The organism is Nostoc sp. (genome assembly GCF_036919815.1).
In the GTDB taxonomy this organism is placed as follows: domain Bacteria; phylum Cyanobacteriota; class Cyanobacteriia; order Cyanobacteriales; family Nostocaceae; genus Nostoc.
This window is the reverse complement of record NZ_JBALCE010000031.1, coordinates 1-15,872: the sequence shown is the minus strand read 5'-3', so window position 1 is coordinate 15,872 and position 15,872 is coordinate 1. Positions and strand designations below refer to the sequence as shown.

At 40.6% G+C, this 15,872-nt stretch carries 14 protein-coding genes; 5 read left to right on the top strand and 9 right to left on the bottom strand.

All coding sequences use genetic code 11. From position 1 onward, the window contains the following. From V7K15_RS08870 to V7K15_RS08860, 3 genes are all read right to left on the bottom strand, one after another. Positions 1-1,044: a glycosyltransferase family 2 protein gene (locus V7K15_RS08870; protein WP_334904901.1), complete on the bottom strand. Its 1,044-nt coding sequence runs from the start codon at positions 1,042-1,044 to the stop codon at positions 1-3. A 75-nt stretch (positions 1,045-1,119) separates the two neighbouring features. Beyond that, on the bottom strand, positions 1,120-2,127 hold the full coding sequence (locus tag V7K15_RS08865; RefSeq protein ID WP_334904900.1) for a hypothetical protein: 1,008 nt from the start codon (positions 2,125-2,127) through the stop codon (positions 1,120-1,122). 225 nt (positions 2,128-2,352) lie between these two features. Further along, complete coding sequence (locus V7K15_RS08860; RefSeq protein ID WP_334904898.1) at positions 2,353-3,378, bottom strand: hypothetical protein; 1,026 nt, start codon at positions 3,376-3,378, stop codon at positions 2,353-2,355. Positions 3,379-3,755: 377 nt separating this feature from the next. On the opposite strand from V7K15_RS08860, the gene gloB reads away from it, so the two are divergent. The 3 genes from gloB (at position 3,756) to dnaB (ending at position 6,773) form a co-directional block, all read left to right on the top strand. Continuing rightward, entirely contained in the window at positions 3,756-4,529 is a 774-nt protein-coding gene (gene gloB, locus V7K15_RS08855; RefSeq protein WP_334904896.1) for a hydroxyacylglutathione hydrolase, read from the top strand. 267 nt (positions 4,530-4,796) lie between these two features. Beyond that, on the top strand, positions 4,797-5,255 hold the full coding sequence (gene rplI, locus V7K15_RS08850) for a 50S ribosomal protein L9 (protein WP_334905057.1): 459 nt from the start codon (positions 4,797-4,799) through the stop codon (positions 5,253-5,255). A 174-nt stretch (positions 5,256-5,429) separates the two neighbouring features. Continuing rightward, positions 5,430-6,773, top strand: a complete 1,344-nt coding sequence (gene dnaB, locus V7K15_RS08845) for a replicative DNA helicase (protein ID WP_334904894.1) — start codon at positions 5,430-5,432, stop codon at positions 6,771-6,773. A 343-nt stretch (positions 6,774-7,116) separates the two neighbouring features. On the opposite strand, the gene V7K15_RS08840 is transcribed toward dnaB, so the two are convergent. From V7K15_RS08840 to V7K15_RS08825, 3 genes are all read right to left on the bottom strand, one after another. After that, complete coding sequence (locus V7K15_RS08840) at positions 7,117-7,638, bottom strand: FKBP-type peptidyl-prolyl cis-trans isomerase (RefSeq protein WP_334904892.1); 522 nt, start codon at positions 7,636-7,638, stop codon at positions 7,117-7,119. Between the two features lie 78 nt (positions 7,639-7,716). After that, on the bottom strand, positions 7,717-8,040 hold the full coding sequence (locus V7K15_RS08835) for a phasin family protein (RefSeq protein WP_100901084.1): 324 nt from the start codon (positions 8,038-8,040) through the stop codon (positions 7,717-7,719). A gap of 473 nt (positions 8,041-8,513) precedes the next feature. Then, positions 8,514-8,924, bottom strand: coding sequence for a 2TM domain-containing protein (locus V7K15_RS08825; RefSeq protein WP_334904891.1), 411 nt, complete (start codon positions 8,922-8,924; stop codon positions 8,514-8,516). A 722-nt stretch (positions 8,925-9,646) separates the two neighbouring features. On the opposite strand from V7K15_RS08825, the gene V7K15_RS08820 reads away from it, so the two are divergent. Beyond that, positions 9,647-11,806 (top strand): FAD/NAD(P)-binding protein, encoded by a 2,160-nt coding sequence (locus tag V7K15_RS08820; protein ID WP_334904889.1) that lies wholly within the window; start codon positions 9,647-9,649, stop codon positions 11,804-11,806. Between the two features lie 159 nt (positions 11,807-11,965). Here the strand turns inward: V7K15_RS08820 and V7K15_RS08815 are convergent, their stop codons facing one another. From V7K15_RS08815 to modA, 3 genes are all read right to left on the bottom strand, one after another. After that, complete coding sequence (locus V7K15_RS08815) at positions 11,966-12,616, bottom strand: PEP-CTERM sorting domain-containing protein (RefSeq protein WP_334904887.1); 651 nt, start codon at positions 12,614-12,616, stop codon at positions 11,966-11,968. A 310-nt stretch (positions 12,617-12,926) separates the two neighbouring features. Beyond that, positions 12,927-13,490, bottom strand: a complete 564-nt coding sequence (locus V7K15_RS08810; protein ID WP_334904885.1) for a DUF642 domain-containing protein — start codon at positions 13,488-13,490, stop codon at positions 12,927-12,929. A 66-nt stretch (positions 13,491-13,556) separates the two neighbouring features. Beyond that, positions 13,557-14,411 (bottom strand): molybdate ABC transporter substrate-binding protein, encoded by an 855-nt coding sequence (gene modA / locus V7K15_RS08805; RefSeq protein WP_334904883.1) that lies wholly within the window; start codon positions 14,409-14,411, stop codon positions 13,557-13,559. A gap of 695 nt (positions 14,412-15,106) precedes the next feature. Here modA and V7K15_RS08800 point away from each other — a divergent pair. Continuing rightward, positions 15,107-15,508 carry a fasciclin domain-containing protein gene (locus V7K15_RS08800; RefSeq protein ID WP_334904881.1) on the top strand — a complete coding sequence of 134 codons (402 nt, stop codon included), beginning with the start codon at positions 15,107-15,109 and terminating at the stop codon, positions 15,506-15,508. Positions 15,509-15,872: the final 364 nt, after the last annotated feature.

Here is a 15,872-nt window from a genome sequence, read left to right as displayed (position 1 = left end):
TTAATCACTATTTGCATAACTGCTTTTTGATCTTTTGAACAAGTTGATGAACTGGGAAAAAATCGAGATAATTTTTTGCGATCGCGGCCCTCGATATTTTTCATAAAGTACAAAGTTGGGAAGAATTAGCCGAGTTTGATAAAGGAGTTTGAGTAAATAACTATGATTAATCTTGAGTTTTTTATTTAATAAGTACAAAGGAGGGGAAAACATTTTAATTAACCGAGCAAAATTATCTTGCTCTTTTTCTCTAATTGCTTCTTTAAGCAAAAAATCTATACCTACTTGGCATAAAGGGATTAAATTATGATGCTTACTGCACACTGTTTCATATAACAAAATGTAATAAGCTTTCATATAAGACCAGTTATTAGTTCTATTAGACTGATGTTTTGTATAATATGCTCCGATCATTGGTGTATAGACAAAATTAACATTGGCAATTAAAAGGTCTATTGTAAAATCTCTATCTTGCAGAGCTTTTAGGCGCTCATCAAATATTTTTTTTTCCTGCACATCTCTACTCATCAATAGACATTGCTGAAGTAAGGGAAAGGGAGAATCAGCTAGAAAATCAGGGATGAGTAATCGCTCAATTAATTGCTCTGGTGATAAAGAACCAACTATATTTTCCTCTCTGTTGATAATTTGCTGTTCTTTGTCTATAAATACCCGTTCATAATCTGTATAAAAAACAGTATTTTCTTGAACATCCAAGGCACTTAAATGATCTAATTGAAATTTAATTTTATCTTTGTGAATCCAATCATCTCCATCTAGAAACTGAATCCACTTACCTTGTGCCTTTTTAAAGCCAAAATTCCGGCTTGATGATACTCCGCCATTTTCTTTATAGAAGTAGCTGACTCTTGAATCTTGACTGATCAATTGTTGAGCAACTTCTTGTGTATTATCAGTAGAGCCATCATCTACCATAATACATTCAATGTCAGTAAATGTTTGTGATAGTACGCTTTTAACTGAGAGTTCTAGGTAGCTAGCTTGATTAAAACAGGTAACAACGATTGAAACAAGTGGAGTCATTGATTAAACACTCTTCTTGTTGAAAAGGTATAGTTCAAAATTCACGCCGGAGAAAATTAAGGATTGGCAAATCAACTAAGTTGGTATTTTGATTGAGATGTTAGCACGCTGCAAGTAATATTTCAGGAGTGCTGTATAGATGTAGTCTTTTGATGGCAATGCATACTTTTTCTCAGGTTCACCGTCATGTAAATCCCAGATTACTGGGAAAGGATTTGGTTCCCAGACAATGAGGTTTCTCTGTTCGTCATAGCTGTAATCAAAAGCCATAAAATCAAAACCTAATGCTTTGCGTGCCTGCTGCAAAAGATGATGATTGGGGTCTTTTCCACTGAAATAAGCAATCTCTTCTGCTATTATTGACTCATTAATTACGCGATTATCGTTGTTGCGTACTTCCCAAGATTTGGAAACCATTAAATGGCCAGGGATACCTTCATCTCCCATAGCGAAGTAGCGATATTTACGATACAGACCATCTTCTCCCCTAACATCCAAAAATTCTACTGCAATGGGGGCAAGCATCTTTTCAAAAGGGATGTTTTCCAAGTCATCGAGATTTTGGACAAAAAAGATTTGGCAACCATGCACCCAGTCTTCACGGATAAAGAAGGGAGTTGACAATCCTCCTTGTGTCTTTTTGAAAGCTTCTAAATCAGTAATCGGTACTGTTTTGGCGGTGCGAATGCCCTCTACGCTACCAATTCGCTGTGCTGCCAGTGATTTAATTGAATTTGAGAGGTTATCAATGGGATTAACAATGGGAATCTTGCGTTTTTTACATTCTGCTTCTATTGGCTGGGCATATTGATAAATATGCGGAAATCTTTCTTTAAGAGGATCTTGTAGCCAAGGTATAAATAGTGCATAGCGATCCCAGTCATTGATCTCACAAGGGAGATAATGGAGTTCAAACAGATGTGCTGCCTCCGGTACATTTTGACTGACCCAATAAAGAAAGTAGTTATTGTATGTAGACTGGTGATCTGCCTGTCGCACAACAAGGATGCGCTTGGGATATCGGACGTTATTCACAGCGTGCCGAATTGCTGAAATTACCTGTTGCCGAAATTCTTTGTACATAGAAAGTTTGTGACGTTAATATAGTCCTGGATGAAATTTTGATCAGATGTGGGATATTGGGCGCTAAAAATCTTAGTTGATTTTTGTTGACAAAAGTTGCTCAGTGTTATTACTCAGTAATTAAGGTTTTATAGAGTAGGAAATGGTTTTAATATAGGCTATCTCTTACTTTTGAAGTTTTTCAGGTCAACGATGAATCAGCCTTTAATTTGTGATCAATTATGGTTAGGACTTACGCATCAAGTAAGTTGGTATTTTGATTGAGATGTTAGCACGCTGCAAGTAATATTTGAGGAGTGCTGTATAAATGCGGTCTATTGATGGCAATGCATACTTCCTTTCAGGTTGATCGTCATGTGAATCCCAGATTACTGGGAAAGGATTTGGTTCCCAGACAATCAGATTTTTCTGTTCGTCATAGCTGTAATCAAAAGCCATAAAATCAAAACCTAATGCTTTGCGTGCCTGCTGCAAAAGATGATGATTGGGGTCTTCTCCACTCAAATAAGCAATCTCCTCTGCTATTATTGACTCATTAATTACGCGATTATCGTTGTCGCGTACTTCCCAAGATTTGGAAACCATTAAAGGGCCAGGGATACCTTCATCTCCCATAGCAAAGTAGCGATACTTACGATACAGACCATCTTCTTCCCTAACATCCAGAAATTCTACTGCTATGGGGGCAAGCATCTTTTCAAAAGGGATGTTTTCCAAGTCATCAAGATTTTGGACAAAAAAGATTTGGCAACCATGCACCCAGTCTTCACGGATAAAGAAGGGAGTTGACAATCCTCCTTGTGTCTTTTTGAAAGCTTCTAAATCAGTAATCGGTACTGTTTTGGCGGTGCGAATGCCCTCTACGCTACCAATTCGCTGTGCTGCCAGTGATTTAATTGAATTTGAGAGGTTATCAATGGGATTAACAATGGGAATCTTGCGTTTTTTACATTCTGCTTCTATTGGCTGGGCATATTGATAAATATGCGGAAATCTTTCTTTAAGAGGATCTTGTAGCCAAGGTATAAATAGTGCATAGCGATCCCAGTCATTGATCTCACAAGGGAGATAATGGAGTTCAAACAGATGTGCTGCCTCCGGTACATTTTGACTGACCCAATAAAGAAAGTAGTTATTGTATGTAGACTGGTGATCTGACTGCCGCACAACAAGGATGCGCTTGGGATATCGGACGTTGTTCACAGCGTCTCGGATTGCTGAAATTACCTGTTGCTGAAATTCTTTGTACATAGAGGGTTTGTGACGTTAATATAATGCTGGATGAAATTTTGATCAGATGTGGGATATGCGGCGCTAAAAATCTTAGTTGATTTTTATTGACAAAACTTTCTCAGTGTTATTATTCGATAAATAAGGTTTTATAGACTAGGAAATGGTTTTAATATAGGCGATCTCTTACTTTTGAAGTTTTTCAGGTCAACGATGAATCAGCCTTTAATTTGTGATCAATTATCGGAAAGGGTATATTTTTAGTTAACCCTAGATATCAAGTTTCAATAAAAGCCTAAATAAAGCTAACGCCATATTGGCTAGTTCGTCTACCGGAATTTTACATATAAATGATATTTTTTGATACTAAATATCTACTCATAAGAGAGGCAAAGGTAATGCAGGTAATCCGTCTTGAGGCACTCTCAGACAACTATATATTTTTACTGTACGATGCACAACAAGGTATCGCTGCTGTTGTCGATCCAGCAGAGTCTCAACCAGTATTAAAGAAACTGGCAGAATTAAAAGCTGAGTTGGTAGCAATTTTCAACACCCACCATCATAACGATCATGTGGGTGGTAATAAGCAGTTAATAGAAAAATTCCCGCAAGTGATAGTTTACGGGGGAACCGAGGATCGTGGTAGAATTCCGGGACAGCAAGTGTTTTTGCAAGAAGGCGATCGCGTCCAGTTTGCAGACCGCATAGCTGAAATTATCTTCGTTCCCGGACATACCCGCGCTCACATCGTTTATTACTTCCCCCCCGAAAAAGCTGGTGAGACAGGCGATTTATTTTGCGGCGATACTTTATTTTCTGGCGGTTGCGGTCGCTTGTTTGAAGGAACACCGACCCAGATGGTGGATTCTTTAAGCAAATTGCGATCGCTACCCGATGATACACGCATTTGGTGCGCCCACGAATATACCTTAAAAAATCTGCAATTTGCCCTAACTGTGGATGGCAACAATACCGACTTACAAAGGCGCTTCAATGAAGTGAAGGCTTACCGTAGTCGAGGAGAAGCTACCATACCCTCGCTGCTGGGAGTGGAGAAGCGAACCAATCCCTTTTTACGTTGGGATCAGCCATCATTACAATTAACTGTTAAGACTAGCGATGGAGTGCAAACCTTTGCGCGGATACGCGAAATGAGAAATAACTTTTAGGCATGGGGCATTGGGCATTGGGCATTGGGCATTGGGCATTGGGCATTGGGCTTTGGAGAAAAGTCCATCTCCCTCATCTCCCCTACTCCCTACTCCCGGCATTCCTTCAATTTTCTAGCGCTAATAGTTGCGATCGCACCCTTCCTTTCGCTAGGATCTGTAAGCTTTAGGGTATTTAGGCCAAGAAGCTTGGAATACAGCACTGACATTGTGAGCTATCTTACCCAAACCCAAATTAATCAGATTTTACAGGACAAACAAAAACCGATGGTGAAACGTGTGCAGTTAGTTTTAAATCAGGATATCAGTAAGCTGGGAAAATCTGGCGACTTAGTGGAAGTAGCTCCTGGCTACGCTCGTAATTATCTGATTCCCCAGAAATTAGCAACCAATGCCACTCCTGGTATTCTCAAGCAAGTAGAACGCCGTCGTGAGCAAGAGCGTCAACGGCAATTAGAACTCAGACAACAAGCTCTTGAGCAAAAAGAATCTTTAGAAAAAGTTGGCAGCTTGACAATTGCCAAGCCACTTGGTGAAAACGAAGCAATTTTCGGTACTATCACCACCCAAGATGTTGTAGATGCAATTAAAGCAGCCACCGGTCAAGAAGTGGATCGGCGTGGCATTACCATCCCCGATATTAACCACCTTGGTACTTATCAAGCCGAAATCAAGCTGCATTCGGAAGTAGCAGCGCAAGTCAATATTCAAGTAGTCGCTAGCTAACTCAGGAGGGGGACGCAAAGATGAGGGGGATGAGGGGGATAAGGGAGCAAGGGAAGCAAGGGAAGCAAAGGTGAATAATAACTCCTAACTCCTAATTCCTGCTTTACAGACGCGATTAATCGCGTCTGTACTCCTAACTCCTAACTAGCTTTCATCTCAAAACTAAAATTGTTTATGGCTGAAGAACTGAGTTTTAAAGGCGATGGTAGCGACCGCCTCCCACCACAAAATATTGAGGCGGAAGAAGCGATTTTGGGGGGTATTTTACTAGATCCAGAAGCGATTAGTCGAGTTAGCGATCGCCTCCTTCCAGAAGCTTTTTACATTAGCGCTCACAAAGATATTTATCAAGCAGCTGTGAGGCTCCACGCACAAGGTAAAGCCACAGACTTACTCTCAGTCACAAGTTGGCTGACTGACCATGATCAGCTTGCCCGCATCGGTGGCAGAAATAAGTTAGCAACTCTGGTAGACCGCACAGTGTCAGCCGTGAACATCGATGCCTTAGCAGGGTTAGTGATGGACAAATACCTGCGGCGGCGCTTAATAAAAGCTGGTAATGAAATTGTATATTTAGGTTACGAGACAGAAACCGAATTACCAATTGTTTTAGATCAGGCAGAACAAAAAGTATTCGCCGTTACTCAAGAGCGTCCGCAATCGGGTTTAGTTCACATTTCTGATACTCTAATTAATAATTTTCAGGATATTGAGGATCGAAATCAAGGCATTGCCTTACCTGGGATTCCCTGCGGATTTTACGATTTAGATGCTATGACTAGCGGCTTTCAGCGTTCTGATTTGATTATTGTCGCGGGCCGCCCATCAATGGGGAAAACAGCATTTTGCTTGAACCTTGCTCATAATATCGCCGCTTCTTATAAATTACCAGTTGCTATTTTCAGCTTGGAAATGTCAAAAGAGCAACTGACGCAAAGATTATTAGCTAGCGAAGCGCAAATTGAAAGTAGTTATCTCCGAACTGGACGCCTGTCCCAAACACAGTGGGAACCTTTAAGCCGTGCTATTGGTATCCTTTCGGAGATGCCGATTTATATTGATGACACGCCGAATATTACAGTTACACAAATTCGTAGTCAGGCGCGGCGACTGCAAGCAGAACTGGGCACTGAACTGGGTTTGATCGTAATAGATTACTTGCAATTGATGGAAGGAGCAGGCGATAATCGCGTACAAGAATTATCAAAAATTACACGTCAACTCAAAGGTTTAGCGCGTGAATTATCTGTACCAGTTATTGCTTTATCTCAGTTGAGTCGAGGGGTAGAAGCACGCACTAACAAGCGTCCGATGTTGTCAGATTTACGTGAAAGTGGAAGTATTGAACAAGACGCCGATTTAGTAATAATGTTATACCGCGATGAATATTACTCTCCCGATACTCCCGATCGCGGCATTGCTGAAGTAATTATAGCTAAACATCGCAACGGACCTACAGGTACTGCGAAACTTTTGTTCAATCCCCAATTTACAAAGTTTCAAAATTTAAAAATTTAGCCATTTTATATTGATGATTTAAAAGATTAAACCATCACAAGATTTTTATTTGAGAAATGAACGAGCCTGATTTACTCATTAATGATGTATTTTTGCCGAATAGTCATTCTCTATTTGATATAGTCTTATATCCATAATTAACTGAGGTTTAGGTCTTTGGTATAGTCGCGGCAGTCTGATCAAAGTTAGAGATACTTTATCTCATGTTTTCTAGCTGTACTTCTGTCCCATTTGCGCTCTGAAATACCTAATTTATTTGATAGGACATTGGGCATTGGGAACAAAGAGAATAGAAACTTCTTTTAATAATTTCCCCTTGTCCCTAGTTCCCATGCCCCATTCCCTATTTAACTCCCAGCAATTCCACATCAAAATGCAGAATGGCGTTAGGTGGAATCACACCACCAGCACCACGAGAGCCATAACCTAACTCTGGGGGGATGATTAACTGACGACGACCGCCTACTTTCATGGTGCTAAGTCCTTCGTCCCAACCTTTGATTACCTGTCCAACGCCAATTTTAAAGCTGAAGGGTTGGCCGCGATCGCGTGAACTATCAAACTTAGTTCCATCTTCTAGAGTGCCGACATAGTGAACTTCAACCGTTTGTCCAGATTGAGGAGTCGCCCCAGTGCCCTCTTTTACCTCGACGTACTTTAATCCAGAGGGGGTAGTTACGACATTAGCATCAGACATAGTATTGCTCGCAATTAGAGTATTATTTTCAGTTACAGTTGTGGGCGCTGGCGGCGTTTGGGTAAACTGGGCAGCAATGGCAGTATTTTGTTTACTGCTTACTTGCCCCACAACCAAAAGCACGACACATACCAGCATGAACGCCACGCTGAGGAAAATAGGTTTCAAAATCAGTTCTCCTTACTTAGGTATCCTGGCAAAAACATTACCAACAGGACACAATTAGTTTAAATCACAAAGGGTATTCTAACGCCAAAGCTTATTTTCTAAATCACGGAGTTGACGCTCTAAACGGTCAATTCTGCCCCGCAGTTCGTCCACTTCCGACTGGCGAGCCACCCCCAAATCCTGCATCATATTTCGCATTTGCCGTTGCATTTGGACATCGAAGTTTCCCTGTTCCGACTTTAATTGCTGGGCAATATCATCTATTACCGCCTTAGCTTGCTCAGGATTGAGTTTACCGTCTTTAACTAAATCATCACTAACTTGGCGCAGTTTTTCTCCTACTAAAGACGTTGTGCCAAGACCCACCATCATTAACTGTTGCAACCAGTTGTTGCTGTCCATACATTCCTTCCTCTTACTTATTTCAAACCAGCCGACCCTTGCTCCTGAGTGTAGGCAATCAAGCTATGCTAAAAGCGTAGTTATTCTAGCCTACAACTCTATTTTGGCAAATTAGCAAGCACAAGATTCAAAGGGCGTGGTTATAGAACTCCTTAAGTTTAAAGTTGCCCCGAATTTAAGGGAAGATTTTATCCAGAAGGACGCACAAATTTGGATAACAGCGCTGGTTGACAGCCCCAATGACCACAGAGAATTTATCCGGCTCATTCGTTGGCCAACGCTGGAGCAGTGGAAAGCCATACCCTAAGCCGATTTGCAGACTATTGAAGACAAATTCATCCAACTACTGGGAGAATCCTATCCGATACTGGAGTCAGCAGAGTATCAAGTACGGAAATTTCGCCATTTGTTTGTAGGTGCAAGATTACTCCCAACTCATCGGGGCGCATGGCTGTGCGTTGGTGTCTCCATTTTTAAATTTCTGCACGCCATTTCTGAAGGGCTATCTCGTAATCCTCTGTTTTACTCTGATAAACACTCCACCAATGAAAAAATAGTCCTAACCCCCATCCGAAAACTGGGAAGATAGCCCAAAAATAACTAGGACTAGTGATTAAATTCAACAGAATCAGGCAGAAATTCACCGCTAAAAAGGAAACAAAGTGTGCCCAAAACGCTCTACGTCGGAAAGTATTAAATGTGCGCCGCGAACCTTCCTCTTCTTGTTGAGCTAACCACTTTTGTTCAGTTCTTTCCAACATATTAGAAGAAATACCTAACTCAGATGCCATTTCTAAAAGCTCTTCTCGTGAAAATTCACTTTCCTGTTTACGAGTGAGTGCTATTTGAAGGATTTGTTGAACATCTTCGGAATCGTAAGTCATTTTAATTACCTTATAAGTTTGTGTGTAAATACGCTTTTGATTTCACGAAGTTTTCCATAGACTTCGTAAAATTCAGTTAGCAAATGCCTCTACATTTTGCACCCAATACTTAGTCACATTCACAAGCTTATTATTTTCTCACAATCGATTTTAGGCTACTGTATTTCTCAATACCTCTATATTGCTTTTTCTAATAAGAATGAGGTATAGCTTAACCTCACCCCGATAAAGCTTTGCTTTATCTCCCTTCTCCTTGGTAAGGAGAGTGGTTAGAGGTGAGGTTTTGATGTGATCTACTTCATGCACCTGGAACCGCTATATGACAATGCCCTAAGAGCGATCGCTCTTAAGACATTAAGCCAAACATTACCTGAAAGTTGAACGCTAGTAGTGTCAGAAAATGTTGACAATTGTCAAGGTAAAATTCTCACTTTTGAACGGTTTTTTGATATTAATTAAAAACCCCGGTATTTACATCGTTTTTGGATGCAATAGACACATTGATTTGAGATAAATAGTTCCAAAACGTTGTCTCATCTAGATTTTAGTTTGTGTAATATGACGATCGCCACTCTCTCGATTTGGTAAATTAGATACTCAACTGCAATTCCCACTTATTTATGGGCGTATGTGGTTTTTGAACTAATTCATTCCGCCTAACAACTTCCAATAAGCGTAAATTTCAATTTATCGGCCGTAAATTGATAAGTAGAAAGCAGAAAATGCAACTCACACGTCTTATGAACAACAGCATTTTTAACCTAACCGCCTCTCCAGTTGCGATCGCCATTATTGGTGGTGGCTTTAGCGGTTCTCTGGTTGCAGCTAATCTTTTACGCAACGCAACTATGCCATTGTCCATTAAGTTGATTGAACGTAATTCGGAAGTAGGTAGAGGAGTTGCTTACGGGACACCAGTGGACTGTCACTTGCTGAATGTGCCTGCGGCTAAGATGAGCGCTTATGCTGATCAACCAAATCACTTCCTCAACTGGCTGCACAAAAATGGGCATGAACAGGTAACTCCATCTACCTTCGTTCCGCGTCGGGTTTATGGGGACTATGTGCAGGCGACTTTAAAAGCAGCACAGGTAAATGCACCGACTAATGTGCAGCTAGAGAAGATTATCGATGAAGCGATCGCCATTGAAACAAAACCCCACAACACAATAGTCTACCTGAGCAGTGGTCAATGTTTGTATGTGCAAAAAGCGGTGTTGGCGTTGGGTAATTTCCCGGCAATTCTGCCTGCACCGCTCGCCGTTTTAGACAACCGCTATGTTAAAGATGCTTGGTCTGCGGATGCAATTACCGACTTAAATCCAGAGGATGCTATTCTGCTGGTGGGCACTGGGTTAACAATGGTAGACGCGGTTGTTTCCCTACATCAACAAGGGTTTCAGGGAAAAATTCATACCGTCTCGCGCCACGGATTGATGCCCTTTACGCACAAATCAACAGCTGCTTATCCGGAATTTATTAATCTAGAAACTGCGCCAAAAACGGCGCGAGGACTGCTACATCTGGTACGTCAAGAACTGCGCCAAGCCCTTGGACACGCTCAAGATTGGCGGGCGGTAATCGATGCCATGCGCCCAATTATTCCAGAACTTTGGCAAGCACTGCCATTGCCGGAACAGAAGCGATTTCTGCGCCATGTCAAAGCATATTGGGAAGTTCACCGTCATCGGATTGCTGAAGGAATTGCTGAAGTAATGGATGCTGCAATGGAATCTGGTCAACTGAACCATTACGCAGGTCGGATTCAAAGTTGTCAGGAGTTAGAGAATGGAGTGAATGTGAGCATCTGCGAACGCGGGACGCAGAAAAATATCCTTTTGCAGGTGAAGCGGATTATCAACTGCACCGGCGCAAATTGTGATTACCGCAAATTGCAGCATCCATTGGTTGCTAGCATCCAAGAACAACGGCTGATCCGTCCCAACATATTGTCAATGGGAATCGACACTGCCCCCAATGGTGCGCTGATCGATGCAGATGGAAATACATCTCAAATGCTCTACACCTTGGGGACACCGCGCAAAGGCAATCTTTGGGAAACCACTGCTGTTCCAGAAATTCGCGTTCAGGCGGCAAATTTGGCACAGGAGTTACTGAAATCTCTCAATTCAAAATCCGATGCTACTACTTTTGGGTTGAAGAAACCTAGTATGTTATTTCGTCAACTATTCGATAAAGAATCTAGTACTTATACTTACCTAATTGCCGACCCAGAAACCAAAACAGCTATCCTAGTTGATCCTGTATTAGAGCAAGTCGAACGTGATCTTCAGATATTGCGACAATTGGGGCTGACCCTGCGCTACTGTATAGAAACTCACATTCATGCTGACCACATTACTGGAACAGACAAACTGAGGTCACTGACGGGTTGTTTAGCGATTTTGCCTGAGAATGCCGCAGCCACCTGTGCAGACCACTACATTGCCGATGGAAATATGTTGGAATTAGGGAACGTGCAGATTCGAGCGATCGCTACCCCTGGTCACACTGACAGCCACATGGCATACTTAGTCAACGACACTCACCTATTAACTGGAGATGCCCTGTTTATTCGGGGTTGTGGTCGTACCGACTTCCAAAACGGCGACGCTGAATCACTGTATGATGCCGTTACTAAAAAGCTATTCACATTACCAGATGACACCTTGGTATATCCCAGTCACGACTACCAAGGACAGACAGTATCCACCATTGGCGAAGAAAAGTGCTGGAATCCTCGTTTTGCTGGACACAGCCGCAATCAGTTTATTGAACTAATGAAAAACCTCAACTTACCCCAACCTAAAAAGATTCTAGAAGCTGTACCTGCAAATCAGCATTGTGGCAGAATTTTAGCTGCATTGGATTATCAAATTTGAACTTTCTTTAGCTATAAAAAGGGTAAGGCGATGTCTACAATGGGCTACGCCTTGGCACCTTTTTCATTGAGAATTGTATGGCGATGTCTAACAACAAGCCGGTGCGCGTCTACGCTCTATTGTTTTCCGATGGTGACAAAAAAGGGTTATTCTCTCTAACTAACTAATTGCCTTTTTTTTCTTCAGCCATATCCCCAACAACCCAGCAACTGCTATTCCTCCAATAGTTGATGGCTCAGGCACAGGTTTTACACTCACATTATCCAAGTATAAGAATCCATATTTATCCCAATTCCCAAACTTTAACTCTGTGGATGATGCGTCTGCCGTGAAATTGAACTTATATGCCGTGTATGGTTGAAAAGAAATGTCTTTTTGATCAAAAATCTTATTTCCACCTACAAATGCCTGAAATTGATTATCAAGATCAGGTGCCTCATCTATAGATGCTAAATGGTAACTAAGTTCGTATTGCTGACCAGGTTGTGTAGAAAGCGTCTGTGATATGTAGCTGAGGTCTATAAATCCACTAAGTGATAAGCCCTGATTACCACTATCATGCTGAGGAAAATTGCTTATTCTTATCCCTGATATATCCATCGGATTACCATACTTAGTCCAGTCTGTAATATTAGGATTTGTAACATTGGCATTATTAGGATCTACGAGCGGATCAAGTTCAAAGCTTCCATTTTTAACAAGTTCTGCCGCTTGTGCGGCTGCATTATAAGTATTGGTAATCACAGTAGTGCTAATTAAGGTAGTAGTAACACTAAAAGCAATAATTGAGAGTTTTTTAGTTAACTTCATAAAACTTGACTCCAAATAATTCAAAATTCCGACAATTAAAACAAGTTGATAGTTATATTCATGCTGGCTCTAAGTAGTGTCAATTAAACTGAGCATTTTATTCTGATTCCTGAGAGTTAGCTATTGATATGGATAATGATTCATACACTTAAGGCAACCTCTCTGATAAACTCATAATGGAGTTTTTTAATCAGATGAATTTCAGTGGCATTCTCGACACTATGGAGCCAGACATTGCTTGGGCTTCTAAGACAATAAGGTTAGCTTGTCATCTGTGGTTTATTTATCCCCATTGTTTTCTCCTTGATTGTTAAGGTGTCGCTTTGACACTCACATCATCCAAATATAAAAACGCATACTTTGCTAGGGAACCAAACTTTATCTCTGTGGATCTTGTTTTTGCTTTAAAATCTAAGGTGTATTGCCTATAAGGTTGGAAAAGAGTATCCTTTTTAACAGAAACCTTCTTTCCACCTATAAAAACCTGAAATTTATTCTCAAGGTCAGGTGGCTCCTCTATGGATGCAAAATAGTAAGTAAGTTGGTAGTGTTGACCAACAACTGTAGGGATAGTCTGTGATATGTAGCTAATGCCTGAAAATGCACCAAGGGATAAACCTTGGTTACCACTGTGAGGAAAGTTGCTAATTGTAGTACCTGGAGCGCCAGATTTAAGCCATCCAGTAACATTAGGATTTACACCGTTAGGATTATTAGGATCTGCCAGAGGGTCGATTTCAAATCCCCCGTTATAAATTAGCTCTTTTCCTTCCGCTTGTGCTACTGACTTATAAGTATTGGTAATCACAGCAGTATGAAGCAAGGCAGTGCTCAGACTACAAACAATAATTGAGAGTTTTTTAGTGAACTTCACGAGACATTACTCCAAATAGTTCAAAATTCACGACAACGAGTACTTAATTGATTTAGTTTTCAATCATTAAGGCAGGACAAAGCCATAATTATTTTTGAAGATATTCTTGGCAGTACTACCACTTAAGTAGTTAGAAAAACTCTGTGCCGTCGATAAAACTTTAGTTCTGGTGAGTATACCCAGTGGATAGATAATCGTATCACTCTCTGCTACTTTCGCACTGTCTACGACTCTTACCTTCTTAGAAATGGCAGCATCGGTTTTGTAAACGGCACCTGCGCTGATAGTTTTAGTTACACCTGCAACTACAAGAGTTTTATTTTCAACAGCAGTTAAAACGTTACGCACATTGCTAGCAAGGTATAATTTAGGACTTAGAGTAGTGAAAATACCTCGCTTAGTCAGAACTTGTTTGGCATAATTTCCGGCTGGCACAACTGGAGGAGTACCTGTATAGTCACCTATAGCAATGCCAGTAATGTTGGCGTTGGTCAACCCATTGAAGCTAGTGAGACCTGCACTACCAACACTAATCGGAAATGTCGTAGGAACAATCAAAACTAAACTGTTTTTGACGACGTTTTTACGACTACCTGCAACCAATTTACTTGGAGTTGAATTCTGCAAAACATTTATTTGGTCGTTGGCAGCAGAAATGAAAATATCTGCTGGTGCTCCTGCTTGGATTTGCTTGAGCAAGGTACCAGAAGCACCAAATGTATAAACAACGTTGACACCTGGGTTAGCATTTTGGTACTGAGTCTTAATGGCATTCAGCGCATTTGTTAAGCTGACAGCCGCATACACGTTAAGTGTGGTTGCGGAACTTGCTGGTGAAAAATTGACAAACTGTAAGCCAATTACCAGCATCATGCTAGTAACTGCCGTAGCAATCCAAACACTAAGTCTTCTTCTGTTCATAAAAGTTATAGTTCGAGGAAAATATTACCTAAAAGCCTCATTGTTGACAGACCTGACTTACGTACAGGCAACTGAAAAACCAACCACAGAGATGGCAGAGGACATGGAAAAATGAGAGTTTGAGTATTCTGGAAATAAACGGTCAATCACAATCGCTAAAAGCATTAGTGTGATCAACCATTTATTATTTCCAAGTAGAACTACACAAACAGCGAATGAAATGTATTTAGTGATGAAATAGTATCAGTTAAATACGCTCATTACCAACCTTTTTGGTTAAAGAATCCTGACAAAAAGCCAGTCCATCTAAATGCTGCAAAAAGGCTAGATTCCTTGTACTGCAAACGTTGTAGTATAAAATTACCATATATTATTAAATATCTAAAACCATAAATATACCAACAAAATAGTTTTAATTATCTGTTTAACTAACTTTTTTGGTAAAAACAGGGCTGTGTTGATAGTAGTGAACAGCGATCGCCCCTACCTTTGTGTAGAAAAACTATGGATTGAGGAATGCTCATAACTCATTCGCCCAAAATAATCCAGATATTATTCTTTATTTGTAGAAAAATATATATAAACTTTTATGTTATCAATAGAAAATTTGATTTGACATACGCCTAACGATAGATAGATTTTATCGAACAAATAGTTTAAATTTGTAACAGGTTACACAGAACTAGGTAAAACACATGGCCAACATAATTGAGACTGCCACTAATAATGGTTCTTTCAAGACACTAGTTGCAGCAATCGAAGCAGCTGGTCTAGTAGATACACTCAAAGGTCCTGGTCCATTCACAGTTTTTGCACCCACTGATGCAGCGTTTAATAAGCTTCCAGCAGGTACAGTAGACGCATTACTCAAAGATATTCCTAAGCTCAAGAAAATCTTGACCTATCATGTCGTCTCAGGCAAAGTACTGGCTGCTGATGTAGCTAAACTGAAGACAGCTACAACAGTTGAAGGTTCAGATGTCAAAATTGATGCTTCTAATGGCGTTAAGATAAATGATGCAAAAGTTGCAACAGCTGATGTTGCTGCTGATAACGGTGTCATCCACGTTATTGACACAGTTTTGATTCCTGCATAAGCAAGCTTTAAAATAGCGAATGCTATTTGTGGGGCGGCGACTATTTATAGTCGTTTCTCCATCACTGTTTGGATGCTTTTTAGTAAACACATCTACCAACAAATCCATCTAGACAGGATCTAGATGGATTTGTTGTTTAATTAGATGTAAACCTCATCATAAGTTAAGAACCGTAGTTTTCGCCCTCACCCTAAATCCCTCTCCCATATTTGGGAGAGGGACTTTGAAATTCTGGCTCCCCGAATCCCAAATCTGGGATTCGGGGTTGGGGGATGAGGGCAAATCCTTTTGATCACAGAAGAACTACAGGTTTCAAGATAGACGTGGTTTAATTAAATTTTTAGTTTTGCCAAATCCAAATAAC

Bases quoted from the DNA above. Each gene is read 5' to 3' on its own strand.
- V7K15_RS08870 (WP_334904901.1), bottom strand. From the start codon at position 1,044: ATGACTCCACTTGTTTCAATCGTTGTTACCTGTTTTAATCAAGCTAGC.
- V7K15_RS08865 (WP_334904900.1), bottom strand. From the start codon at position 2,127: ATGTACAAAGAATTTCGGCAACAGGTAATTTCAGCAATTCGGCACGCT.
- V7K15_RS08860 (WP_334904898.1), bottom strand. From the start codon at position 3,378: ATGTACAAAGAATTTCAGCAACAGGTAATTTCAGCAATCCGAGACGCT.
- gloB (WP_334904896.1), top strand. From the start codon at position 3,756: ATGCAGGTAATCCGTCTTGAGGCACTCTCAGACAACTATATATTTTTA.
- rplI (WP_334905057.1), top strand. From the start codon at position 4,797: ATGGTGAAACGTGTGCAGTTAGTTTTAAATCAGGATATCAGTAAGCTG.
- dnaB (WP_334904894.1), top strand. From the start codon at position 5,430: ATGGCTGAAGAACTGAGTTTTAAAGGCGATGGTAGCGACCGCCTCCCA.
- V7K15_RS08835 (WP_100901084.1), bottom strand. From the start codon at position 8,040: ATGGACAGCAACAACTGGTTGCAACAGTTAATGATGGTGGGTCTTGGC.
- V7K15_RS08825 (WP_334904891.1), bottom strand. From the start codon at position 8,924: ATGACTTACGATTCCGAAGATGTTCAACAAATCCTTCAAATAGCACTC.
- V7K15_RS08820 (WP_334904889.1), top strand. From the start codon at position 9,647: ATGCAACTCACACGTCTTATGAACAACAGCATTTTTAACCTAACCGCC.
- V7K15_RS08815 (WP_334904887.1), bottom strand. From the start codon at position 12,616: ATGAAGTTAACTAAAAAACTCTCAATTATTGCTTTTAGTGTTACTACT.
- modA (WP_334904883.1), bottom strand. From the start codon at position 14,411: ATGAACAGAAGAAGACTTAGTGTTTGGATTGCTACGGCAGTTACTAGC.
- V7K15_RS08800 (WP_334904881.1), top strand. From the start codon at position 15,107: ATGGCCAACATAATTGAGACTGCCACTAATAATGGTTCTTTCAAGACA.